At 72.5% G+C, this 23,065-nt stretch carries 21 protein-coding genes; 8 read left to right on the top strand and 13 right to left on the bottom strand.

The genetic code is table 11. From position 1 onward, the window contains the following. Positions 1-21: 21 nt before the first annotated feature. The 6 genes from P8A18_RS15790 to P8A18_RS15765 form a co-directional block, all read right to left on the bottom strand. A complete protein-coding gene (locus P8A18_RS15790) occupies positions 22-1,266 on the bottom strand; it encodes a cation:proton antiporter (protein ID WP_306055264.1) in 1,245 nt (414 codons plus the stop codon). A gap of 2 nt (positions 1,267-1,268) precedes the next feature. Continuing rightward, positions 1,269-1,739 carry a cation:proton antiporter regulatory subunit gene (locus tag P8A18_RS15785; protein WP_018553765.1) on the bottom strand — a complete coding sequence of 157 codons (471 nt, stop codon included), beginning with the start codon at positions 1,737-1,739 and terminating at the stop codon, positions 1,269-1,271. Positions 1,740-1,934: 195 nt separating this feature from the next. Continuing rightward, complete coding sequence (locus P8A18_RS15780) at positions 1,935-3,377, bottom strand: flotillin family protein (RefSeq protein ID WP_306055262.1); 1,443 nt, start codon at positions 3,375-3,377, stop codon at positions 1,935-1,937. Between the two features lie 73 nt (positions 3,378-3,450). Then, positions 3,451-3,960: an NfeD C-terminal domain-containing protein gene (locus P8A18_RS15775; protein ID WP_306055260.1), complete on the bottom strand. Its 510-nt coding sequence runs from the start codon at positions 3,958-3,960 to the stop codon at positions 3,451-3,453. Positions 3,961-4,065: 105 nt separating this feature from the next. After that, positions 4,066-4,551: a peroxiredoxin family protein gene (locus P8A18_RS15770; protein ID WP_306055257.1), complete on the bottom strand. Its 486-nt coding sequence runs from the start codon at positions 4,549-4,551 to the stop codon at positions 4,066-4,068. Between the two features lie 80 nt (positions 4,552-4,631). Continuing rightward, on the bottom strand, positions 4,632-5,744 hold the full coding sequence (locus tag P8A18_RS15765) for an MFS transporter (protein WP_306060934.1): 1,113 nt from the start codon (positions 5,742-5,744) through the stop codon (positions 4,632-4,634). A gap of 245 nt (positions 5,745-5,989) precedes the next feature. On the opposite strand from P8A18_RS15765, the gene P8A18_RS15760 reads away from it, so the two are divergent. Beyond that, positions 5,990-6,751 carry an AraC family transcriptional regulator gene (locus P8A18_RS15760; RefSeq protein ID WP_306055255.1) on the top strand — a complete coding sequence of 254 codons (762 nt, stop codon included), beginning with the start codon at positions 5,990-5,992 and terminating at the stop codon, positions 6,749-6,751. On the opposite strand, the gene P8A18_RS15755 is transcribed toward P8A18_RS15760, so the two are convergent. Further along, entirely contained in the window at positions 6,721-7,368 is a 648-nt protein-coding gene (locus P8A18_RS15755; RefSeq protein ID WP_306055254.1) for a TetR/AcrR family transcriptional regulator, read from the bottom strand. The genes P8A18_RS15760 and P8A18_RS15755 overlap by 31 nt on opposite strands. A 69-nt stretch (positions 7,369-7,437) precedes the next feature. On the opposite strand from P8A18_RS15755, the gene P8A18_RS15750 reads away from it, so the two are divergent. After that, positions 7,438-8,877, top strand: a complete 1,440-nt coding sequence (locus tag P8A18_RS15750; protein WP_306055252.1) for an MFS transporter — start codon at positions 7,438-7,440, stop codon at positions 8,875-8,877. Positions 8,878-9,043: 166 nt separating this feature from the next. Continuing rightward, complete coding sequence (locus P8A18_RS15745) at positions 9,044-10,738, top strand: SpoIIE family protein phosphatase (RefSeq protein WP_306055250.1); 1,695 nt, start codon at positions 9,044-9,046, stop codon at positions 10,736-10,738. A gap of 4 nt (positions 10,739-10,742) precedes the next feature. On the opposite strand, the gene P8A18_RS15740 is transcribed toward P8A18_RS15745, so the two are convergent. The 6 genes from P8A18_RS15740 to P8A18_RS15715 all read right to left on the bottom strand — a co-directional run bounded on the left by P8A18_RS15740 (position 10,743) and on the right by P8A18_RS15715 (position 16,127). Next, a complete protein-coding gene (locus P8A18_RS15740; RefSeq protein WP_306055248.1) occupies positions 10,743-11,591 on the bottom strand; it encodes a GNAT family N-acetyltransferase in 849 nt (282 codons plus the stop codon). 51 nt (positions 11,592-11,642) lie between these two features. Continuing rightward, entirely contained in the window at positions 11,643-12,254 is a 612-nt protein-coding gene (locus P8A18_RS15735) for a phosphatase PAP2 family protein (protein ID WP_306055246.1), read from the bottom strand. Further along, on the bottom strand, positions 12,251-13,507 hold the full coding sequence (locus P8A18_RS15730) for an MAB_1171c family putative transporter (RefSeq protein WP_306055244.1): 1,257 nt from the start codon (positions 13,505-13,507) through the stop codon (positions 12,251-12,253). Before P8A18_RS15730 ends, P8A18_RS15735 begins: the two co-directional genes overlap by 4 nt. A gap of 49 nt (positions 13,508-13,556) precedes the next feature. Continuing rightward, complete coding sequence (locus tag P8A18_RS15725) at positions 13,557-14,117, bottom strand: hypothetical protein (RefSeq protein WP_018553753.1); 561 nt, start codon at positions 14,115-14,117, stop codon at positions 13,557-13,559. Positions 14,118-14,120: 3 nt separating this feature from the next. Further along, positions 14,121-14,567 carry a hypothetical protein gene (locus P8A18_RS15720; RefSeq protein ID WP_306055242.1) on the bottom strand — a complete coding sequence of 149 codons (447 nt, stop codon included), beginning with the start codon at positions 14,565-14,567 and terminating at the stop codon, positions 14,121-14,123. 546 nt (positions 14,568-15,113) lie between these two features. Further along, positions 15,114-16,127: a LacI family DNA-binding transcriptional regulator gene (locus P8A18_RS15715; RefSeq protein ID WP_306060932.1), complete on the bottom strand. Its 1,014-nt coding sequence runs from the start codon at positions 16,125-16,127 to the stop codon at positions 15,114-15,116. 362 nt (positions 16,128-16,489) lie between these two features. On the opposite strand from P8A18_RS15715, the gene P8A18_RS15710 reads away from it, so the two are divergent. The 5 genes from P8A18_RS15710 to P8A18_RS15690 all read left to right on the top strand — a co-directional run bounded on the left by P8A18_RS15710 (position 16,490) and on the right by P8A18_RS15690 (position 23,036). After that, positions 16,490-17,776 carry an ABC transporter substrate-binding protein gene (locus P8A18_RS15710; protein WP_306055240.1) on the top strand — a complete coding sequence of 429 codons (1,287 nt, stop codon included), beginning with the start codon at positions 16,490-16,492 and terminating at the stop codon, positions 17,774-17,776. A gap of 8 nt (positions 17,777-17,784) precedes the next feature. Further along, positions 17,785-18,723 (top strand): carbohydrate ABC transporter permease, encoded by a 939-nt coding sequence (locus P8A18_RS15705; RefSeq protein ID WP_371933677.1) that lies wholly within the window; start codon positions 17,785-17,787, stop codon positions 18,721-18,723. Then, entirely contained in the window at positions 18,720-19,580 is an 861-nt protein-coding gene (locus P8A18_RS15700; protein ID WP_306055238.1) for a carbohydrate ABC transporter permease, read from the top strand. Before P8A18_RS15705 ends, P8A18_RS15700 begins: the two co-directional genes overlap by 4 nt. 48 nt (positions 19,581-19,628) lie before the next feature. Next, entirely contained in the window at positions 19,629-20,882 is a 1,254-nt protein-coding gene (locus P8A18_RS15695; RefSeq protein ID WP_306055236.1) for a glycoside hydrolase 5 family protein, read from the top strand. Between the two features lie 63 nt (positions 20,883-20,945). Next, positions 20,946-23,036, top strand: coding sequence for an endo-beta-N-acetylglucosaminidase (locus P8A18_RS15690; RefSeq protein ID WP_306055234.1), 2,091 nt, complete (start codon positions 20,946-20,948; stop codon positions 23,034-23,036). The last annotated feature ends 29 nt before the right edge of the window (positions 23,037-23,065 follow it).

The following is a 23,065-nucleotide window of genomic DNA, read 5'->3' as shown; positions in this document are numbered from 1 at the left end:
GCCATCGCTCCGGCGGGCCCGTCACTCCGAGGAGGCCGAGACTTCCTCCTGCGCGGGCGTACGCGCCGCGGGGATCGAGGCGCCGCTCGCGGTGGCCGGAGTCTCGCCCTTGCCGCGCCGCTTCTGGATGAGCGCGACGACCGGCTGCGTCCAGCGGGCGGTGAGCGGGCCGATGATGACCAGGATCATGACGTACGCGGTGGCGAGGGGCCCGATCCGGGGCTCCGTCGCCACGGCGAGACCGGCGATGACGATGGAGAACTCGCCGCGCGCCACGAGCGTGCCGCCCGCCCGCCAGCGGCCGGGCGCACCCACGCCGGCGCGCCGGGCCGCGTACCAGCCGGTGCCGATCTTGGTGAAGACGGTGATGACGGCCAGCAGCGCGGCCGGCAGCAGGACCGGCGGGATGTCGGAGGGAATGGTGGAGAGCCCGAAGAACACGAAGAAGACGGCGGCGAACAGGTCCCGCAGCGGGGACAGCAGCTTGCGCGCGCCCTCCGCGACCTCGCCCGAGAGCGCGATGCCGACGAGGAAGGCGCCGACGGCGGCGGACACCTGGAGCTGCTGGGCCACCCCGGCGACCAAAACGGTCAGCCCGAGCACCACGAGCAGCAGCATCTCCGGATTGTCGGAGGAGACCGCGCGGCTGATCAGCCGGCCGTGCCGCAGCGCGAGGTAGAGCACCAGACCGACCGTGCCGAGCGCGATCAGCAGTGCGATGCTGCCGCCGGCGAGGCCGACGCCCGCGAGCATCGCGGTGAGCAGCGGCAGGTAGACGGCCATCGACAGGTCCTCGATGACCAGCACCCCGAGGATGACGGGGGTTTCGCGGTTGCCGAGGCGTCCGAGGTCCGCGAGGACTTTGGCGATCACACCGGACGACGAGATCCAGGTGACACCGGCCAGGGCGACGGCTCCGACCGGGCCCCAGCCGAGCAGCAGCGCCGCGACGGCGCCGGGGGTCGCGTTGAGCACGAAGTCCACGGCGCCGGACGGGTACTGCGTCTTGAGGCTGGTGACGAGTTCGGACGCGCTGTATTCGAGTCCGAGCAGGAGCAGGAGCAGGATGACGCCGATCTCGGCGCCGACGGCGGTGAACTCCTCACTGGCCTGGAGCGGCAGCAGACCGCCTTTGCCGAAGGCCAGCCCGGCCAGCAGATAGAGGGGGATCGGCGAGAGTCCTATCCGCCCGGCGAACCGTCCGATGATGCCGAGCCCCAGGATGACGGAGCCCAGCTCCACCAGTAGTGCGGTCGTGTCGTGCACTGTCAGCCCTCCGCAATGATCTCGGAGAGCGTGTCGACGCCCTCGCGTGTTCCGACGGCGACGAGCGTGTCGCCGATGGCCAGCCGGAAGTCCGGCCCGGGTGACGGATGCGCGCTGTGGGTGCGCAGCACCGCCACGATCGAGGCGCCGGTCCGGGTCCGCGCCTTGGTGTCGCCGAGCAGCCGGCCGCCGTAGGGCGAGCGGCTGCCGAGCGGGATGTGCTCGGTGACCAGATCGATGCCATCGGTCCGTACGGCGTCGATCGGGGCGGAGTCGATGAGGTGGGCCAGCCCGGTGGCCTCCTGTGGTGTCAGGGGTACGGAGAGCCGGCACGAATCAGGGTCGTCCTGGTCGTAGAAGCCGATGAACCGGCGCCCGTCGTGGTGGACCACGACGGAGATGTGCTGACCCGACTCGGTCGTGTAGTCGTACTGGACGCCGACTCCGGGCAGCGTGGTGCGGTGGGTTCCCATGGCTTCCTCCCGAGGGGCGCGCGGCACGCGCGGAACACTTGGCGATGTCTTTAGACCCGCATTACCTTATCCGGAGCCATCGGCCGTCCGGGAGCGACGATTTTCGGCCACCCCGTTCCGGGGTTTCCGGGCCCGCACATGCGGGTGCCCGGCCGGTCGCACGACCAGCCGGGCACCTGGGGCACCGCGTGGGGATCAGTCGCTGATCTCGATCTTTCCGTCCGCCGCCCCGGCGGTCCCGGCGGCGGCCTCGGCCGCCACCGGCTTCGGGCCCGCGCCCTTGAGGTTCTTCAGCAGGGCGGCGAGGTCGACCCCGGTGGTGGAGCTGAGCAGCTCCATGCCCTGGGCGACGTTGTCCGTGACCGTACGGGAGAGCTGGCTCGCCCCGTCCGTCGAGATGACGGTCATCTTGTCGATCGCGCTCATCGGCTCGGCCGCCTTGGCGACGACCTGCGGCAGCACCTCGACGAGCATCTGGAGGACGGCCGCGTCACCGTACTGCGCGAAGGCGTCGGCCTTCTTCTGCATGGCCTCGGCCTCGGCCGAACCGCGGGCGGCGATGGCGGCGGCCTCCGACTCACCCTCGATGCGTACGGCCTCGGCGAGCGCGGAACGGTGCAGCTTCTCACCCTCACCGGTCAGCCGGGAGCGCTCGGCCTCCGCCTCGGCCTCCTTGACCTGGGCGATACGACGCGCCTCGGCCTCCTGCTCGGCCTGGTAGCGGGCTGCGTCGGCGGGCTTGCGGACCTTGGTGTCCAGCTCGCGGTCGGTCAGCGCGGCCTGGCGCTCGGCGACCTTCTCCTGCTCGCTCAGGACCTCCTGCCGGCGCGCGGCCTCGGCGAGCGGACCGGCGGCGTCGGCCTGGGCGGCGGCCGCCTCGGTCTCCGCCTTGATCTCGGCCTGCTTGAGGTAGAAGGTCCGCTCGGCGATGGCGATCTCCTCGGCGGCCTTCAGCCGGGCCTGCTCCGAGGCGCGGCGGGCGTTCGCCTCGGCGATGTCCGCCTCCTGCTTGGCGCGCGCCGCCTCCGGGCGTCCGAGGTCCTCCAGGTAGGAGCCCTCGGTGGTGATGTCCTGGATCTGGAAGGCGTCCAGAATCAGGCCCTGGCCGGACAGGCTCGCCTCGGCCTCCTCCGCCACCTGGCCGGCGAACGCGGCACGGTCGCGGATGATGTCCTCGACCGACATCCGGCCGACGATGGCGCGCAGCGCGCCGGAGAGCACTTCCTGGGTGAAGCCGACGATGCCGTCCTGCTGGCGCAGGAAGCGCTGGGCGGCGGCCCGGATGGCGTCCTCGCTGCCGCCGACCTTGACGATCGCGACGCCTTCGAGGTTGGACTTGACGCCGCGCAGGGTGACGGCGCCGCGCACCGCGACCGGGATGTGCCGGCTGGACAGGTCCAGGGTGAACTTCTGCTGGACGAACGGGACGACGAAGACGCCGCCGCCGACGACGACCTTCTGGCCGCTGTTGTCGATGCTGGCCCGGCCCGTCACCGGGTCGACCGACTTCTTGCCGCGGCGGCCGGTGATGATGAACGCCTGGCTGGGGCCGGCCACCTTGTAACGGGTGATGACGGCGAGGGCGAGCAGGAACAGGAGTACGACGACTCCGACGACGGCGATCATTACTGGACTCATCAGGGTGTCCCCCTCTGCCTCCTGGTGGGGGCAGTTGTATGGCGTGCGGTGATGGAACGGCGGGCGTACCGGGTCAGCGTTCGACCGGACGGACCGAGACGGCGGTGCTGGAGAGGGCCGCCTCGACCCAGACCTCGGCGCCGCGTGCGACCGGCACCGGGCTCTTCGCGGACAGCTTGACCAGCTGTCCGCCGAGCCGCAGCAGAACCTCGCCGTACCCGTCGGCCGGGATGGCCGTGACCACCGAGCCGGACGTGCCGACGAGATCCTGGTTGCGCGGGGTCGCGTCGGTCTGGTCCCGCATCAGGGCGCGGCTGAACTTCCAGGTCAGCACTGCGGCGACCAGCCCGGCCAGGACGCCCGCCACGGTGGCGGCGAGCGTGCCGGCGCCGGTCGTGCCGAGCACGATGGCGCCGCCGAAGCCGAGCATCGAGAGGAATCCGGCGATCACCGGAAGGGAGACCAGCCCGCCGAACAGACCCTCCAGCAGGCCTCCGAAGAGCCCTTCGAGAATCCCGTCGAAGACCAGGGACAGCGCGAGCAGCACGACCCCCGCGATGCCGAGACCGAGAAACAAGGTCACGTGATCACCCCTCCCGGTTCCGGCATCCCCCGAACATTTCCGTCGAACTGGCTGGATGATCCCATACGCGCCCCCATGAAGACACTGCCGGAACCCGGCAATCTTTTACTTGGTCTTGATGCCGGACAATTGGTCGGCCAGGGTGTCCGCCGACTGGAACGTGGCCCCCAGAAGGGCCACATGCTTCCACCGCAGCACCCCGTCCGCGTCGATCAGGAAGACGGCACGCCGTACGCCGATCCCGGGCGCGGCGACCCCGAACAGCCGGGCGGTCTCCCGGCCCGGGTCCGCCAGCAGCGGCATGCGCAGCCCATGGGCGCGGGCGAAGGACTCGTGGCTGTCCACACCCTGTGGACTGATCCCCCAGACCTCGGCGTCCAGCGCCTCGAAGGTCTCCAGGCCCGAGGAGTACGAGCACAGCTGCTTGGTGCACACGGCCGTGTTGTCGCCCGGGTAGAAGGCGAGCACCAGGGACCGCCCGCGCGCCTCGGCGAGCGCGTAGTCGCGCCGCTCGAAGGCGTCCCCGTCGAGGACGCCCCCGGCGAGGGTGAACTCCGGTACGCGTGAGCCGATGTGCGGTGACGATCCCATGGCGTGGCCCTTCGGTACTGGGCGCTGCGGCGGTTACCGGCGCCCGTGTCCGTACAGCATGCCTTCGCCAGGGGGGACGGTCAGTCGCCCGGCAGCGGTTCCGGTTCCGTGAGGAAGAGTCCGAGCACCAGGGCGAGCACGGGGATCGCGCACAGGATGGTGAACACGCCCTGCGGTCCGTACGTCTGGGCGGCCGCGCCGAGCGCCGGGGCGATCAGGCCGCCGACGCTGACGGCCAGGCCGAGCGTGACACCGGCCGCCGTGCCGGGGCGCCCCGGCAGGTAGTCCTGGCCGAGCTTGACCAGGACGGCGAACGGGACGTTCAGCGCGAGGCCCGCCAGGACCGCGAACAGCAGCGGCAACAGTGTTCCGGGGGTCACCCGCAGCGCGATCAGGGCCGGTACGGCGGCGACGCCGCCCAGCTGGACCGTACGGACCATGCCGACGCGGTCCGCGATCCGGCCGCCGAGCAGCGTGCCGGCCACTCCGCCGACGAGGAAGCAGGCGAGCGCCACGCCCGCGATGCCCCGGCCGGAGTGCAGATGGCGGATCCAGAACAGCTCGATGAAGGTGATGGCCCCGAAGAACGCCACGGAGCGCACCACTTCGATGCCGGTGAGGAAGAGGAACGGCCGCCACCGGTCCTGTCCCGCCCGCGCGCCCTTGCGCGTGGGGGCCGCCGCCGGGCGGTGCCTGAGCAGCACGAACGCCATGAGGACGGCCGGCGGGATGAAGAGGGCCGTCGCGCCCACCCCCATCGCGACCAGCGCCGGGGTCGCGAGCACCGGGGCCAGGAAGAAGCCGACGCTGCCGCCCGCCGCGAAGACGCTCATCGCGGACGCGCTGTCCCCGGCGGCCTCCCGGGCCGCCTTGCCCGCCGCCGGGTGGAACATCGCGACGCCGAGCCCGGACAGCAGGATCAGCAGCCAGACGGCCGCGTACGGCTGGACGAGCCCGGACAGGCCGAGTCCGATGCCCGCGACGGCGAGTCCGGCGGGGGCCAGCCGGGGCAGCCGGTAACGGTCCACCGCGAGGCCGATGAAGGGCTGCGGCACCGAACTGCCGAGGGCGGCGGCGAGGGTGAGCCCGGACGCGGCGACATAGCTGTAGCCCCGGTCCAGCACGAAGTACGGGACACAGGCGGGCACCAGGCCCTGGTAGAGGTCGTCCACGGCGTGCGCGGCGCCCCACATCCGCATCCGGCGCCAGGCCGAGGGGCCCTGGGCGGACGGGGAGCCGGAAGCGGAAGCGGAAGCGGGCGGGGAGTCGGAAGCGGGCGGGGAGGCGGACGCGGTTTCGGATGCGGACGCGGCCGGCGGGTTGTCGGCGGGCGGGGTCTGCCGGGCGGCTGGACCGGTCATGAGGGCGGCTCCTTGCTGAGATCCCTTCGAGGATTCCGGCCGGGCTCATCGGCGGGCTAGCGATAACCTGCCTACTTATGTCGCCAACCTGCCGCACCCTGCACGGTCCGGCCCGGGTGCCGCTCGCCCACCAGGAGCGCATCGAGAGCCACCACCATCTGGAGCACCAGCTCGTCTGCCCCTCGCGCGGGGTCCTGGAGGTGGCCACCCCGCTCGGGGTGTGGGCCGTGCCGCCGCACCGGGCGGTGTGGATTCCGGCCGGTGTGGTCCACGCCCACCTGGCGTACGGGCCGACCGAGCTGCGGGCGCTCAGCTTCGCCCCGCAGGACAATCCGCTGCGGCTCGACCGGCCGACCGTGCTGGCCGTCACCCCGCTGCTCAGGGAGGTCGTGGCCTGCCTGACCGACGACACGGAGCTGATCGGCGACCGGCGCAGGCGGCGGAATCTGGAGCGGGTCGCGCTCGATCAGCTGCGCCGGGTCGAGCCGCTCGGGGTCTGCCTGCCGTCACCGGCCGACGCCCGGCTGCGGGACATCGCCCGCATCCTCCAGGAGGACCCGGCGGACGGGCGGACCCTCACCGAGCTGGGGGCGGCCGTCGGCGCCTCGGCGCGCACCCTGAGCCGGCTGTTCCGCGGGGAGACCGGGATGTCGTTCCCGCAGTGGCGCACCCAGCTCCGGCTGCACCACGCGCTGACCCTGCTGGCGTCCGGCGGCTCGGTCACCGCGGTGGCCGCCGCCTGCGGCTACAGCGGGCCGAGCGCGTTCATCCAGTCGTTCCGGCACGCCTTCGGCACCACCCCGGGGTCCTACGCGGCGGGCGGTGCGGGCGGGGCGTAGTAGCCCAGGAACATGTCGACGCCGTGGGTGACCAGCCGGTCCGTGGCGTCGTCGTCCAGAGTCGTGCCGTACGAGCCGAAGACCAGGTGCGGGAAGACCAGCAGCGCGTAGAGCTGGACGATCGCGGTCTCCAGGTCGGGGATCACCAGCCGCCCCCGCCCGGCCAGCTCCCGCAGCGCGTCGGCGACCGCCGGGTGGTGGCCCTCGGGCCCATGTCCCCGCCAGGCGTCCGCGAGCCCCGGGAAGCGGTGCATCTCGGCGGCCACGAGATTGCGCAGGGCGATCACATCGGCGTTGCCCCGGACGGCGGCCACCCAGGCGCGAGCCGCCTCGGTGAGGGCGGCGCGCAGGTCGGGGGCGTCGGCGAGGCCGGCCAGCGCGGTGGTGGAGGCGCCGCCGAGCGGTTCGTCCAGCGCGCCCGCGATGACCGCGGTGAACAGCGCTTCCTTGCTGCCGAAGTGGTTGTAGACGGTCACCTTCGAGACGCCCGCGTCGGCGGCGATCACGTCCATGCCGACGCCGAACCCGTCCCGGAGGAACGCGGCGCGGGCCGCCCGCACGATGGCCCGGCGCTTGGCCTCGGCGCGGGGTCCGCTGGGGCGTGGCCTTTCGTCCATGGGCCGATGCTAGCAGCGACCTGAACTGAACTGTTGAGTTCAACTGAACTGAGCCGTACAGTTCAGTTCATGACCCATGACATCTCATCGTCCCCGCACGCGGCCCACCCGCACGCGGCCACCCGGAACGGCTCGGGGCTGATGCTCGCGCTGCTGTGCGCGGCCCAGTTCATGCTGGTCCTCGACGTCACCGTGGTGAATGTCGCGCTGCCCGACATGGCCGCCGATCTGCACCTGGACCGCACCGCGCTGACCTGGGTGGTCACCGCGTACACCCTCTGCTTCGGCGGTCTGATGCTGCTCGGCGGGCGCCTCGCCGACGCACTGGGCGCCCGGCGCACCCTGCTCGCCGGACTGGCCCTCTTCACCGCCGCCTCGCTGGCCTGCGGCCTGGCCGGCAGCGCCCCGGTCCTGATCGCCGGCCGTATCGCGCAGGGCGTGGGCGCGGCCCTGCTGTCCCCGGCCGCGCTGGCTCTGCTCACCACGTCGTTCCACGGCCCCGCGCGCGCCAGAGCGCTCGGGGTGTGGGCCGCGATCGGCGGCACCGGATCGGCGGTCGGCGTCCTCGCGGGCGGCGCGCTGACCGGGGGACCCGGCTGGGCCTGGATCTTCTACGTCAACGTGCCCGTCGGCCTCGCCCTGCTGGCCGCGCTCCCCGCCGTCGTGCCCCCGCGCGCCCCGCGGCGCTCGGGCGGGCTCGACCTGCCGGGCGCCGTGCTCGTGACCGCCGGCACCGGGGCGCTGATCTACGGGCTGGTCGAGGCCGGGGACGGCGGCTGGGCCGGGACCGGCACCCTGCTGCCCCTCGCCGCCGCCGCGGTCCTGTACGCGGTGTTCGCGGGCGTCGAGCGGGCGGCCCGAAAACCGCTGATGGACCTGCGGATGTTCACCCGGCGGCCGGTGCTCGCCGGGGCGTTCCTGATGCTCGTCGCCACCGGGCTGCTGATCGCGTTCTTCTTCCTCGGCTCGGTCTACCTCCAGCACGCGCGCGGTCTCGGGGCGATGCGGACCGGCCTGGTCTTCCTGCCGGTCGCGGTGGCCGTCGGGGCCGGCGCGCACCTCGGCTCGCGGCTCGTCACCACGGCCGGCAGCCGGGCCACCGCCGTCGGCGGCATGGTGATCGCCACCGCCGCCTGCGCCCCACTGGCCGGCCTCGGCGCGCACAGCAGCGTGTACGGGGTGCTGATGCCGGGTCTCGCGGTGGCCGCCTTCGGGCTGGGCGCGGTGTTCGTCACCGCGACCACCACCGCGCTCGGCATGGTCGCCCACGAGGAGGCGGGACTCGCGTCGGGCGTGGTCAACACCTTCCACGAGGTGGGCGGCTCGGTCGGCGTCGCGGTCGTCTCCACGGTGGCCGCGGCCGGTATCGAGGGCGCCCCGGGCACCTCCGCCGGATTCGGGGACGCCTTCCTGGTGTGCGCGGTGGCGGCGGCCGGGTGCGCGGCCCTCTCCGCGGTGCTCGTACCCCGGGGGAAGCCGGAGACCGGGGGAACGATGCCGCTGCACTGAGGGGGTCCGGAAGGCCCCGGTGTACGCCCGCGGACCGGGCGGGACTTTCCGGGCACGGTCCGGGTGACACCGGTCGGCGGTGCTGCGGATGCGGGAGCGGGCCGGGCGTTCGAGTATGAAGGGCCGGGCAGTGTGGCGGCCCGCGCCCTGCCCCAGGAGGTACGCCTTGCCGGTCCACGCCGACCATCCGCCGTCGATCGATGTCACGGCGCTCGCCGCCGTGCTCGACGGCACGACGGCGGGCGTGGCCGTGTTCGACACCGAGCTGCGCTACATGTACGTCAACCCGGCGCTCGTCCGCCACAACGGCCTCCCGCCCGCCGCCCACCTGGGCCGCCGCCCCAGCGAGGTCATGCCGGACATCGACGCCCGCGAGGACCTGATGCACGCCGTGCTCGCCGACGGGCGGGCCCGCGAGATCACCTCCAGCGGCCGACTCCCCGCCGCGTCCGGCACCGCCCGCTGCTACTGGCACGGGGCCTACCACCGGCTGGAGATCAGCGAGCGGGTCGTCGGCGTGGTCGGGATCGTGCTGGAGGTCGTGGCCTCCGACGACGAACAGCGCCGGCTCGCCCAGGCCCAGCGCCACCTGAGCCTCCTGGACAGCGCCAACACCCGCATCGGCACCACGCTCGACATGGACACCACCTGCGCCGAGCTGGCCGACCTCGTCGTCCCCGGGATCGCCGACGTCGCCATCGTGGAGGTCTTCCCCAGGGACGTCGCCCCGCCGGTGCGCCCGGCACCGCCCGGCGTGGTCCGGCTGCGGCGCGCGGCGATGTCGGCCGTGCGGGGGCTGAGCCCGGGTGCCGAGCGGTTCGGGGTGGCCGGTGACTACATCGACCACCAGGAGGACGCCGCCGTACCGCGCTGTCTGGCCACCGACCTGCCGATCGTCGAGAACCTCACCGACGAAGAGCAGCTGAACCGCTCCGCCCCCAGCCCCGAGTGGGCCGATGCCTACCGGGACCTCGGGCTGCACTCGGCCGTCGTGGTGCCCGTCTCCGTACGCGGCGCCCCGATCGGGATCCTCGGCCTGATGAGGGGCGGCGGCTCGCCCGTCTTCTCGGACGACGACGTGGTGGTGGCCCGGGAACTCGCCGGGCGGGCCGCCGTCCACCTCGACCACGCGCGCCGCTTCACCCACGAGCACACCATCGCCCTGGAGCTCCAGCGCTCCCTGCTCTCCGAGCCCCGGCCGCCCCACCCGCACATCGAGGTCGCCACCCGCTATCTGCCGGCCGACCGCAGCGTCCTGGTGGGCGGCGACTGGTTCGATGTCATCCCGCTGCCGGACGGGCGGCACCTCAAGGCCATGGGCGACGTCATGGGCCACGGCGTCGAGGCGGCCGTCGCGATGAGCCACTACCGCTCGCTGCTGCGGCTCCTGGCCGACGAGGAGCTGCCCCCGCACCGCATCCTCCAGCAGCTGGACCGGATGGTGGAGCGGTCCGGGATCGACCGGGCGGCGACCTGCCTGCTCGCCGTGGTGGACCGGGACGGCGAGATGTGCGAGGTGGCCAGCGCGGGCCACCTGCCGCCGGTCTTCATCGACCCGGGCGCGGCCGGCACCCGGATCTGCGACGTACCGGCGGGCCCGCCGCTCGGCACCGGGTTCGGCGGCTACCGGTCGGCCAAGATGGAGTGCGGGCCCGGGACGGTGCTGTTCATGTACACCGACGGGCTGGTGGAGCGGCGCGACGAGGACATCGACGCGTGCGTCGCCCGGCTCAGGGAGCTGACCCTGCCGGAGGACGGCGATCTGGAGACGCTGCTGGACCGGGTGCTCGAACGCTTCGGCCCGGGCGCCGAGGACGACATCGCGGTGATGGCCTCGCGGACCCGGGTCGAGCCGGTCTGAGGCCTCACCCCAGTTCGAGGCTGGTGATGCCGTAGAGGCCGGGGAGGTCGATGTCCGGGACCGGGCCCGTGTACATGCGGGCCGTCTCGAACGTCGGGGTGAGTCCGAGGCGTTCGGCCAGCCGCAGCGCCGCCGGGTTGGCGTCGGGCACGTCCACCGCGACCGGGGTGGCCGGGTCGGTGGCCGCGAGCGCGCTCACCAGGGCCTCGGCGATGCCCGGCGTGGCCGCGTACAGCGGTCCCACACGCGAGGACGTACGGCCGGCGCGCAGCACCCCGAGCCCCCGCACCTCGCCCTCGTACAGTGCGGCGTACGCGGTGCGTCCCGGGGTGGTGGTCCAGGCGGCCAGGAAGCCGTCGCGCCCGGCCGGGAAGAAGCGGCGGTCGTACGCGGACACCTGGCCGAACGGCAGCGTCCGCACGTCCACGAGGGTGACGCCCGGCGGCGGTACCACGTCCAGCGGGGCCAGGCCCTCGTGGCGCAGGTTCGTCCAGGCCGGACGGAAGCCGGACTTCCGGTAGTTCGGCTGCTGCTTCACCACCCCGTCGAGCCCGGTGTTGCGCCCCGCGAGCCGTGCCGTACCGGCGGCCCACAGCCGGCTCCCGTAGCCCTGGCCGCGCAGCTGAGGGCGGGTCAGGTAGAAGCCGAGGAAGCCGAAGCCGGGGTCGTAGCGGACCACCGAGACGCAGGAGACGGGCGTGCCGTCGAGCCTGCCGATCAGGAAGCCGCACGGGTCGGCGGCGAAGAACGCCGGAGCGTCGGTCAGGCCCGGGTTCCAGTTCTCGGCGTGGGCCCAGTCCGCCATCATCCGGAGGTCGTCCGCGCTCGCTGTGGTGATCTCGAAGTTCGGCACGCCCCCACCTTGGACTGCCCGCCGGGTCCGTTCAACGACGCGCGGCCCCGCTCATACGAACAGGAACGCGCACGCCGTCGTCGCCCCGAGCGCCGTCCCGGCCGTCACCTGGCCGACCGTGTGGTAGCCGAGCGCCACCCGCGACCAGGCCACGGCGGCCGTCATCACATAACCGAACAGCCACCACGGTGAGTGGACGGCGGCGAGCAGGGCGACGACGGCCGAGGCCACGGAGGCGTCCACGGAGATCTTCCACACCGTGTTGACCGTCAGCAGCACGACCGTCATCGCCCACAGCGCGAGCATCGCGGCCAGGATGCCGGCGGGCGCCCCGCCCAGCACCATGACCGCCGAACCGGCGCCGATGGAACCGAGGATGACGAAGAAGATCGGCGCCCGCTTGGTGCGGTCGACCACATGGCGGTCGCCCCAGGTGCCGCGCCCGCGCTCCCACTCGATGTACCCGGCGGGCACGATCCCGGCGCAGAGGGCGCCAAGGAGACCCCAGAGCAGCCCGGTCCAGTGCCCGGCCGCCGCGTAGCCGAGGGAGAGCATGCCGACGAGCAGCAGGTTGCGCGGCTGGAGGATGTCGGTCACCGTGCGCGCGACGCGGTGGTCGGGCACGGCGTCCGGTGCGGTGCCCGTGGTGTCGGTGGTGCTCATGCCGGCTGCTCCTTGCTCGCCGCGGAAGCGGATTCCAGGATTTGACGGGCCCGTTCCGGGGTCACCGTGCGGTACGCCGCCGCGACCCGGACCAGCCAGGCGACCTCGCCGTCCTGGTCGGTGGCGTGCTGGGTGCCGACGGCCGCCGCCTCGCCCGCCGGTGCCCCGGCGTCGCGGGCGATGAGGGCCGCCTTGATCCAGTACGCGTCGGCGAGCGGTCCGGCCTGCTCCCGGCCGCCGGTCCCGGCGGCGGCCTCCGCGGCGGGGAACAGCGCGTCGGGCACGTAGTGGCGCAGTTTCTCCACCGCGTCCGCGATGTCCGCGGCCCAGCGGTCGACGCGCAGGTCGGCCGGGGTGTCGAAGCGGGTCAGCTCGCGCGCCAGCGGGGCCGGGGGCTCGAAGGGCTGGTCGGGGAAGGCCGCCATCAGCTCGAACCAGAGGCCGTGCAGCCGCACCTGAGACCGCCAGAGCTTGGCGCGGCGGCGGACGTTGCTCAGGGCGGGGACGGAGGCGCCGACCGCGAAGAAGGCGAACAGGACGACCTGGGCGGCCTCGGTGACCTCGTCGAAGCGCAGCGCGAAGGTCTCGCTCGGGTGGTCGACGACGCTGACCCAGAGGAACAGCGTCCGGCTGACGGTGTAGCCGACGCCGATGAACATCGCGAACGTCATCATCCCGAGCCCCACCCGCAGATGGCGCGCCCGCGCGCTCGCGGTGGCCAGAGCCCACTGGTAGGCGCAGACGGCGGACGCCGCGCCGAGGTAGAGGTAGAACACGCTCATGTACAGCGTCGCGCCCCACTGCCCGGCGTGGTCGGCGACGAAGCGGTCCGAGGGGACGGAGCGGTCGACCACGGTGAAGAACAGCACGGTCAGCAGGACGAGGGTGGCGGCGGACGCCTTGGCCGCCACCTGCTGGATGAGCCGCGCGAACCGTACGTGCCGGGGGACGGCCCCCTCGTCCGCGTACTGGCCGTAGATGGCCACGATGTAGCTGAGAATGGCCAGAATCGCGATGGTCGCCGTGTAGTGCTTGATGAGGACGGCGAGATCGGTGACCGGGCTGTCGTTGAGCCCGACGCGCACGACCCGCGTCTTGGTCCACAGCGCGACGGCGAATCCCGCGTAACAGCCCCACAGGGCCCGGCGTCTGCGGTCCTCCTCGTCGCCCCACAGGGCGGCCGGCATGCGCCACAGGGCGACGGCTGTCATCAGGCCGGCTACCAGATAGCCGGCGAGGTCGAGCGGGGTCACGGCGGAAGTCCTCGTGGGTGGGGGGCAACAGGGGCGGGCGTTACGGGCGTTACGGGCGGCGGAACAGGCCCCCGCGGCGGTGCGCGACCGGGCGCGAGAGCGAGTTGGCGAGCCGCCCCACCATGTCATCGCTCGTCACGTCGCGGGCCATCCGGGGGATGAGTGAGGCGCCGAATTCGGCCATGCGTTCGTCGTGGGTGTCGTACTGCGCGCGTGCCTGTACGACGTCCGGGGTCAGCGTTCCGCCGGGACCGACGACCCGGGAGATCAGGGAGGCGTCGAAGACGGGCAGCAGCCGCTGGAGCTGTTCCGCGTCGAGCGAGGTGCCGTGGTCGAACCACTCGTGGCACAGCTCGTGCAGGATGACGTGCTGGGTCTGGTACTCGGTGGGGCGTCTGCGGTAGAGCACGAAGCTGGTCCCGCCGGTCTTCAGCCGCAGCCCGCAGGCGGCGTTGACACGCGCCAGCCGGTCGGGCATCTCGTGCAGCACGATGGTGCGGCCGCGGGCCGCCTCCATGTTGGCGACCAGGCCGGGTATGGAGAACGGGGAGGGCAGCGGCAGCTCCGCGAGGCCCTCCTCGCACTCCCTGCGCAGCTTCCGCATGGACACGGGTCAGCCCCGCTGTCCGCCGCCGGCGGCGGACCCGCGGTCCTCGGCGTCCCGGAGCAGGGCCAGGGCGAACTGGAGCAGCTCCGGCGGGAGTCCGTCCTCGTCGAGCCCGCGCCCGGCCAGTCCGCTGATCTCGCCGGTCCGCCGCTTGGCCAGGAACTGGAGCCCGGCGACGACGTCGTCGACGACCTCGGACTCCTCCTTGAAGAAGCGCCAGTCCACGCCGAAGCCGAGACCGAGCGCCTTGAGGATCTCCTCGGACGGCTGGGTGACCTTGCCGGCCAGGATGTTGGAGAAGTAGCTGTGGGAGAGGGAGCCGCCCCGCTCCTTGACCAGGTCGGCGAAGACCCGGCCCGAGATCTTGCGGCCGGGGAAGGTCTTCTCGACCATGTACTCGACCTTCTGGCGCAGCGTCCGCAGCTCCGGCGCGCGCTCTTCGCCGTTGTCCATCCGGCCCCCACGTTCACGTCCGCCGCAGGCCCCTGTCCGGTCCCGGGCGGCGCTCGATTCGGTCAACGGGCTCGTACTGTAACCAACCCCCGGGCCCCGGCCCGGGGGCGGGACACCCGGGGTTGCGCGAGGGGGAGCTTTCCGATCCAGTGCCCGGAGCGGGCTTGCGCAAACACTCTAAGTCACTGTTAACTCAAAAAAACACGGGCAGGGGGCCACGAGGGGAGTCCCTTGCCCGTGAAGACCCCGGCGGGTCGCGGGCGGGGCGGCCCGCGCGCCGCCGGGGGAGCGCACAGGGGTGTAGCCCTTCACGACGGGGGATGCGTGAAGGGCTACCCGTGCATTATGGACCCTGCCAACGGAAGTCATCAACTGACCGGCCGGTCAGTGTCCTTGTGTCCTCGGTGCCGGTGCGCCGCCCGTTGCCGGTTTCCGGCAGCCGCCCGCCCCGACCGTGGGGCGCTCCGGTCAGCGGGTGTCCGAGCCCAGGGCCCTGTCTTCAAACTGCCGTCTGCCGGGCGACGACGGCAGTTTGAAGACAGGGGCCTAGCGCGGCGCCGCCGTGCTGCCCCGTTCGATGAGCCGGGGCAGCGGCACCCGTACGGTGCGGGCCGGGCCGCCGTCGAGCAGTGCCGTCAGCTCCCGCGCCGCGAGCCGGCCGAACGCCACCGTGTCCCGGGAGAGCGCGGTCAGCCACGGGGCGGTCAGCCGGCACAGCGCGGAGTCCTCCCACGAGACCACCGACAGATCGCCGGGCACCTGGACGTCCAGGCCCGCCGCCACGGCCACCCCGGCCGCCGCCATCACGTCGTTGTCGTAGATCAGCGCGGTCGGCGGGTCGTCCCGCTCCAGGACCCGGCGGGTCACCGCGGCGCCCTCGGTGTCCGAGTAGTCCGTGGTCACCGAGTGCGCCCCGGTCAGGCCGCGCCGGTCGGCCTCCACGCGCAGGGAGCGGATGCGGCGGTCGGTGTGCGCGAGTGAGGGCAGTCCGGCGATGTGGACGATGCGGCGGTGTCCCAGCTCGTGCAGCCGGCCCACGACGGCGGCCATCGCGCCCGCGTCGTCGGCGCGGACCTGCGAGAGGCCCGGGTGGGGTCCGGTGTCGGTACCGGGCAGGGCGCCGATGACGACGCCGGGCAGGCTCAGTTCGTCCAGGAGGGCGACGCGGGGGTCGTCGGTGCGCGGGTCGACGACGAGCACGCCGTCGACCCGGTGCTCGGCCCACCAGCGGCGGTAGACCCCGCACTCGGCGGCCACGTCGTCCACCACCTGGAAGAGCAGCCCGAGCCGGCGCTCCGCCAGGACCTCCTGGATGCCGGAGATCAGCTGGAGGAAGAAGGAGTCCACGCCCAGATTCGCGGCCGGCCGGGCCACGACGAGGCCGACGGTGGCCGAGCCCTCGCCGGACAGGGCGCGGGCGGCGGTGCTCGGGTGCCAGCCCAGCTGTTCGGCGACGCGCCGCACCCGGGCGCGGGTGACCTCCGAGACGCCCGGCCGGTCGTTGAGCGCGAAGGAGACCGCGCTCTCGGAGACCCCGGCGCGCTGCGCTATGTCCTTCATGGTCGGCCGCTTCGGTGCCACCGGTGCCTCATTTCCTGCGTTCCCCGTGGTGCTGACTGATCGTCGGGTCCGCTCGCCCCCGGGGCATCGTAAGGCGTCCCCGGCTCTTTGGTCGAGTGAAGAGGCCCGGACAACTAAAGCGCTTGAGCAATCTCCATCTAAAGCGCATTAGTAAGCAGCCGTCAATAGCCTACTGCGCGGCCCTGACCTGTATGTATGCCATAACTAAAGATTACGTTCCGGTGAATGTATTGACTTTGGGTCCACGTGCATTGCAGGGTCTGTCGGGCGAACGCGGCCCGCCGGGCCGGGGGCCCCGGGCAGCGTCCGCACGCCTGGTCCGAGCAAAGGAGCCGTTCACCGTGCGCATCTCCCGCAGGGCAGTCGCCACTGCCGCCGTCCTCGCCACCGTCCTGCCGTTGAGCGCGTGCGGCGGTGGGTCCGGCTCGGACTCGTCCGACGCCTCCGGCAAGGTCGAAGGGAAGATCACCTTCCAGACCTGGAACCTCCAGGCGAACTTCAAGGACTACTTCAACGGGGTGATCGCGGACTTCGAGAAGAAGTACCCGGACACCGAGGTCAAGTGGGTCGACCGCCCCGGTGAGGGCTACGCGGACAAGATCAGCGCGGACGCGGCCGGCGGCACCCTGCCCGACGTCGTCAACGTCTCGCCCGACCTGGTGGCCCCGCTGGCCAAGGCGGGCATCGCGCTCGACCTGGACAAGGCGGCGCCGCAGTATCGCAAGGAGTACCTGGACGGCGCCTGGAAGAGCCATCAGATACCCGGCACGGACGGCACGTTCGCCTTCCCCTGGTATCTCAACACCGGCCCGATGTTCTACAACAAGCGCCTCTTCAAGGACGCCGGGCTCGACCCGCAGCAGCCGCCGGCCACGTACGACGAGGTCTTCGCCGCCGGGCTGAAGCTCGCCGGGAAGAGCCACGGCAAGGTCGCCACCCTCGCCAACGTCCCCACCATCGAGGACTTCGGCCGTTACGGCGGACAGCTGATGAACAAGGAGGGCACCGGCTTCGCCTTCAACGACGCCAAGGGCATCGAACTCCTCACGCACTACAAGGAGCTGTACGACGCCAAGGCGCTCGACCCGCAGGCGCTGACCGCGACCCCCGAGTCCTCGGGCCACAAGTTCCTCACCGAGTCGGTGGCGATGAACCCGGGCAGCGCGCTGGACCTCGCCAACTTCAAGAAGCAGGCCCCGAGCCTCTACAAGAACATCGGCATCACCGACCAGGTCAGCAGCACCGGCAAGGCCAACATGTACGTCATGGGCGTCATGGTGAACGCGCAGACCAAGCGCAAGCCCGCCGCCGTGGCCTTCGCCCACTACGTGACCGACGCGACCCGGCAGATGGAGTTCGCCAAGCAGGTCGCCATCTTCCCGAGCACCGAGGGCTCGCTCGACGACCCGTACTTCACGAAGGAGGACGGCACGGACGAGACCCGCGTCCGGGTCGCCGCCGCCAAGTCCCTGAAGACGGCCGTCAACTACACACCGGTGCTGTTCAGCGAGCAGATGAAGACCGAGCTGCGCAACCAGATCGCCAAGGCCCTGCAAGGAAAGCAGAGTCCCAAGGAAGCTCTTGACAACGCTGTCAAGGCCTGTGACCGGCTGTTGCAGCAGAGCTGAGCCCCCTCGTGAACTCCCCCGCCCCCACCGGCACGGCCTCCCGGAGCACCCGCTCCGGGAGCCGGCCCGGCGCCCGGATCAGGCGCCATCTGCCCCTCAGCCCCTGGCTGTTCGCCGCCCCCGGCCTGATCGTGGTCGGCGCCTTCAGCCTCTTCCCGTTCTTCAGCACGCTGGTCAACTCCTTCACCGACCGGCGCACCCTGGTCCCGGGCTCGTACGTCGGCCTGGCGAACTTCCGTGAGCTGCTGCACGACGAGATGTTCTGGACCGGCCTGCGCAACAGCGTCCTGTACGTGCTCGGCGTCGTCCCCGCGCTCGTCATCCTGCCGCTGCTGCTGGCGATGCTCGTCCAGCGGCACATCCCCGGCATCACGTTCTTCCGCTCGGCCTTCTACACCCCGGTCGTCGCCTCCATCGTGGTCGTCGGCCTGATCTGGGTCTGGATGCTGGACGACCGGGGACTGATCAACGCGGTCCTGGAGGCCGTCGGCATCGGCAAGGTCGGCTTCCTGAGCGACCAGTGGCTGCTGCTGGGCAGCGCGATGACGGTCACGGTCTGGAAGGGCCTCGGCTACTACATGATCATCTACCTGGCCGCCCTCGCGAACGTGCCCAAGGAGCTGCACGAGGCCGCGTCCGTGGACGGCGCCGGAGCCGTACGCCGCTTCTTCACGGTCACCGTGCCCGCCATCCGCTCCACGATGGTGCTGGTCGCGGCCCTCTCCTCGGTCTCCGCCTTCAAGGTGTTCTCCGAGGTCTACCTGATGGCCGGACCCTCCGGCGGACCGGCGGGCGAGGACACCACCCTGGTGATGCTCGTCCAGCGGGTCGGCACCGGACTGAGCGGGCGGGTCGGTTACGCCTCCGCCATCTCGGTCGTCATCTTCGTCGTCACCGTCGGCCTGATGCTCCTGGTGCTGCGCGCCGACCGCAAGGAGGACGCGTGAGCTTCCTGAAGACCACCGACGCCGACGGCCGGCGCGTCCCGCCCTGGCAGCTCGTCCTGCGCTACGTACTGCTGCTCGCCGTCCTGGCGCTGACCGTCGGGCCGTTCCTGTGGCAGCTGTCGACCTCGCTGAAGGGCCCGAACGAGGACATCTTCAGCTCGCCGCCGAAGTTCTTCCCCAGCGACCCGACCCTGGACAACTACAGCCGGGTCGCCGACACGATTCCCGTCTGGGACTACGCGCTGAACTCCCTCAAGGTCGCCTCCGCCAACGTGGTGACCAACTGCGTCGGCTCGGCGCTCGCCGGGTACGCCCTGGCGAGGCTCCGCTACCGGGGGCGCAGGGCCGCCACGCTGGCGTTCATCCTCGCCATGCTGGTGCCCGTGGAGGGCATCATCATCGCCCAGTTCACCACCATGCGGGACCTCGGGCTGAACAACACCCTGCTCGGTGTGCTGCTGCCGGGCTCGGTCGGCGCGATGAACGTCCTGCTGATGCGCAACGCGTTCCTCAACCTCCCCGTGGAGATCGAGGAGGCGGCCTTCGTGGACGGCGCCAACGTCTGGCAGCGCTTCCTGCGGATCGCGCTGCCCTCGGTCAAGGGCACCCTCGCCGTCGTCGCGATCTTCGCGTTCATGGGCTCCTGGGACGACTTCCTGTGGCCGCTGATCGTCCTCAGCGACCCGGACAACTTCACACTGACCATCGGCCTGAACTACCTGCACGGAACCTTCGCCAACGACGAACGGCTCGTCGCGGCGGGCACGATCATCGCCGTGCTCCCGCTCATCGTCCTCTTCGCCGGGCTCCAGCGCTTCTTCTTCCGGGGCGTCGGCGAAGGCGCCGTCAAGGGCTGACCCCCACCGCCCCACCCCCGCACCACAGAACCAGGACCCCTGTTCCGTATGAGCACCTCCCCCTTGCGTTTCGGCGCCAACTACACGCCCAGCCAGGGCTGGTTCCACCACTGGCTGGACTTCGACCTCGACGCCGTACGCGCCGACCTGGACTCGATCGCCGGGCTCGGCCTCGACCACATCCGGGTCTTCCCGCTCTGGCCGCTCTTCCAGCCCAACCGCACCCTGATCCGCCCGCGCGCCGTCGAACAGCTCGTCCAGCTCGCCGACGCCGCCGCCGAACGCGGCCTGGACACCTCCGTGGACGGGCTCCAGGGCCACCTGTCGAGCTTCGACTTCCTGCCCGCCTGGACCGGCACCTGGCACCGGCGCAACCTCTTCACCGACCCGGACGTGCTCTCCGGACAGGCCGCGTACCTGCGCACCCTGGCCGCCGCCCTCGCCGACCGGCCGCACTTCATCGGGATGACCCTCGGCAACGAGATCAACCAGTTCTCGGGCGACCCGCACCCCGACCCGGACCGCGTCACGCCCGAGCAGGCAGGGGCCTGGCTGACCCGGATGCTCGACGCCTGCGAGGAGGGGGCGCCCGGCAAGCTCCACCTGCACGCCGAGTACGACGCCGCCTGGTACCAGGACGACCACGCCTTCACCCCGGCGCACGCGGCGCGCGAGGGCGCCGTCACCGCCGTGCACTCCTGGGTCTTCAACGGCACCGCCCAGCGCCACGGCCGCACCGGCACCGCCACCGAGCACCACGCCGCCTACCTGATCGAACTCTCCAAGGCCTGGGCGCTCGACCCGCACCGGCCGGTGTGGCTCCAGGAGGTCGGCGCGCCCGCCCCGCTCATCCCCGCCGAGCACGCCGCCGCCTTCACCGAGGCGACCGTGGCCAACGCCCTGGACTGCGAGGACGTGTGGGGCGTTACCTGGTGGTGCTCCCACGACGTGTCCCGCTCGCTGGCCGACTTCCCGGAGCTGGAGTACAGCCTCGGGCTGCTCACCAACGACCGCCGGGTCAAGCCGGCCGGCCGGGCCATCGCCGAGCTCGTGCGGGAGCAGCGCGGCAGGACCCGGAAGCCCGCGCCCCGGACCACGGCCCTCGTGGTCGACACCGGGGACGAGGTGACCGCGCCCCGCCGCTCCGTCTGCGCCCCCGGCGGCGCGGTCTTCGAGGCGTTCGCCCGGCTCACCGCGGACGGCGTACGCCCCACCACCGTCCTCGCGAGCAAGGCACTCGACCCGGGCCACCTCGCCGCCCGGGGCATCACCGAGGTCGTCACGCCCGACGAGGTCCGCTGACCCCCACGCACGAACCACCCCGCACCGCACCGGAATCACATCCCGCCTGATACGGAGCACCCCATGTCCCAGTCCCAGCCCGCGTCCGGGCCGCGCCCGGCCGCCCCCAGCCGCCGCACCGTGGTCCTCGCCGGAGCCGGAACGGCCGCCGCCCTCCTGACGCCCGGCCTCGCCGCGCCCGCCGGGGCCGCCACCCGCACCGCCCCCTCGGCCCGGGACGCGCGGCAGCCGTACGCCTCGTACTGGTTCCCCGACTCGCTGCCCGACGGCACCCCCGGCGACGGCATCACCTGGCGCAGCCTGAAGGCATGGCACCCCGGCAGCGACCCCGACCTGCCGTTCAACACCGCGTCCGTGCCGCTCGCCGACCGCTTCACCCCGGTCCCGGCGAACACCACGGCCCGGACCGACCAGGCGCGGATCACCTCCCTGGTGGCCTTCGGGAACACCGCGGGCAACCCCTCCCAGGGCTCCGCCACCGCCGACTACTACGCCCTGAACCACTGGGCGTACATCGACGAGCTGGTCTTCTGGGGCGGCTCGGCGGGCGAGGGCCTGATCCTGGCGCCGAACGCCCCCGTCGTGGACGCGGCGCACCGCAACGGTGTCCCCGTCCTCGGCACGGTGTTCCTGCCGCCCGTGCACCACGGCGGCGACCTGCGGTGGACCCGCGACCTCGTGCAGCGGGACGCGGCCGGGCGCTTCCCGCTGGCCGCGAAGCTGGTGGAGGCGGCCGTCGCGCACGGCTTCGACGGCTGGTTCATCAACGCGGAGACCGAGGGCGGGGACGCCGCGCTCGGCGCCGAGATGCTCGCCTTCGTCACCGACCTGCGGGCCCGCAGCGACCGGGCGGGGCTGCGCATCACCTGGTACGACGCGATGACCGTGCGCGGCGAGGTCGGCTGGCAGGGCGCGCTGAACGACGAGAACACGGCCCTGTTCCGGGAAGCGGACTCGATGTTCGTGGACTTCCGCTGGACGCCGGAGACGCTCGCCGCCTCCGCGAGGACCGCCGAGGCCGCCGGCCGCAGCCGCTACGACCTGTGGGCCGGCGTCGACGTCGAGTCCAACGGCTGGAACGCGCCCGTCGACTGGGACGCGATCATCCCGGCCGACCGCCCGCACACCGTCGGCTACGGCTTCTACCGGCCGGAGTGGACCCGCAGTCAGCTGGCCGACGACGCCCGCACCCCGGACCGGTTCCACGCCGCCGACCAGCGGTTCTGGACCGGACAGTCGCTGGACCCGGCCCGGCCGGACCGTACGGACAGCTGGCGCGCCCCCGCCACGGCGGTGGCCGACCGCTCGACCGTGGCCGGGCTGCCGTTCGCCACCGCCTTCAACACCGGCCACGGGCTGCGCTGGTACGAGAACGGCAGGGTGACCTCCGACGCGGAGTGGAACCACCTCGGGGTCCAGGACCGGCTGCCGGGCCGCCGCTGGGTCGTGCGCACCGAGGGCCGCCGCCCGTCCGTCGGCTTCGACTTCGACGACGCCTGGCACGGGGGCAGCAGCCTCCTGGTGGACGGGGAGCCGGGCGCCCCGGTGACCGTCGAGCTGTACGCCACGCGGCTGCCGCTGACCCGGCGCACCGTGGTCGAGCTGACCCACCGCACCGACCCGGGCTCGGGACCGGTCACCGTCGAGCTGGCCGTGGCCCTGCGCGAGCCGGAACGGCCGGGCGACCCCGTCCCGTACACCTTCGTCCCGGCGGGGGAGCTTCGGGCGGGCGGCACGGGCTGGAGCACCGCCACCCTCCGGCTGAACCCGCTCTCCGGGACCGTCCACGCGCTCGGGGTGCGGCTCACGGCGTCCGGCCCGGTGCGCTGGCGTCTCGGCGCCCTGGCCGTACGGGACCGGGCCGAGACCCCCGCCGCGCCGGCCGGGCTGCGGATCACCGCGGCCTCCGCCGGTCCCGACGGCACCGACCTGCGCCTGAACTGGCACCGGGCACCCGGCGCCCCGCGCCACTACGAGCTGCACCGCGTCCTGCCCGACGGCACCCGGCGCTTCCTCGGTGCCACCGCGGGCACCGCGTTCTTCGTCCCGGGACTGCGCCGGGAACCGGGCGAGAAGACCGCCCGTTTCCAGGTCAGGGCCGTCGGCGAGCTGTACACGACCTCCGGCGCCGCCAACGCCGCGCACCGCTGGTAACCACCCCCCACCCGACCCACTCACAACGG

It is taken from the genome of Streptomyces sp. Mut1 (assembly GCF_030719295.1).
In the GTDB taxonomy this organism is placed as follows: Bacteria; Actinomycetota; Actinomycetes; order Streptomycetales; family Streptomycetaceae; genus Streptomyces; species Streptomyces castrisilvae.
This window is presented reverse-complemented; position numbering and strand designations above follow the sequence as displayed.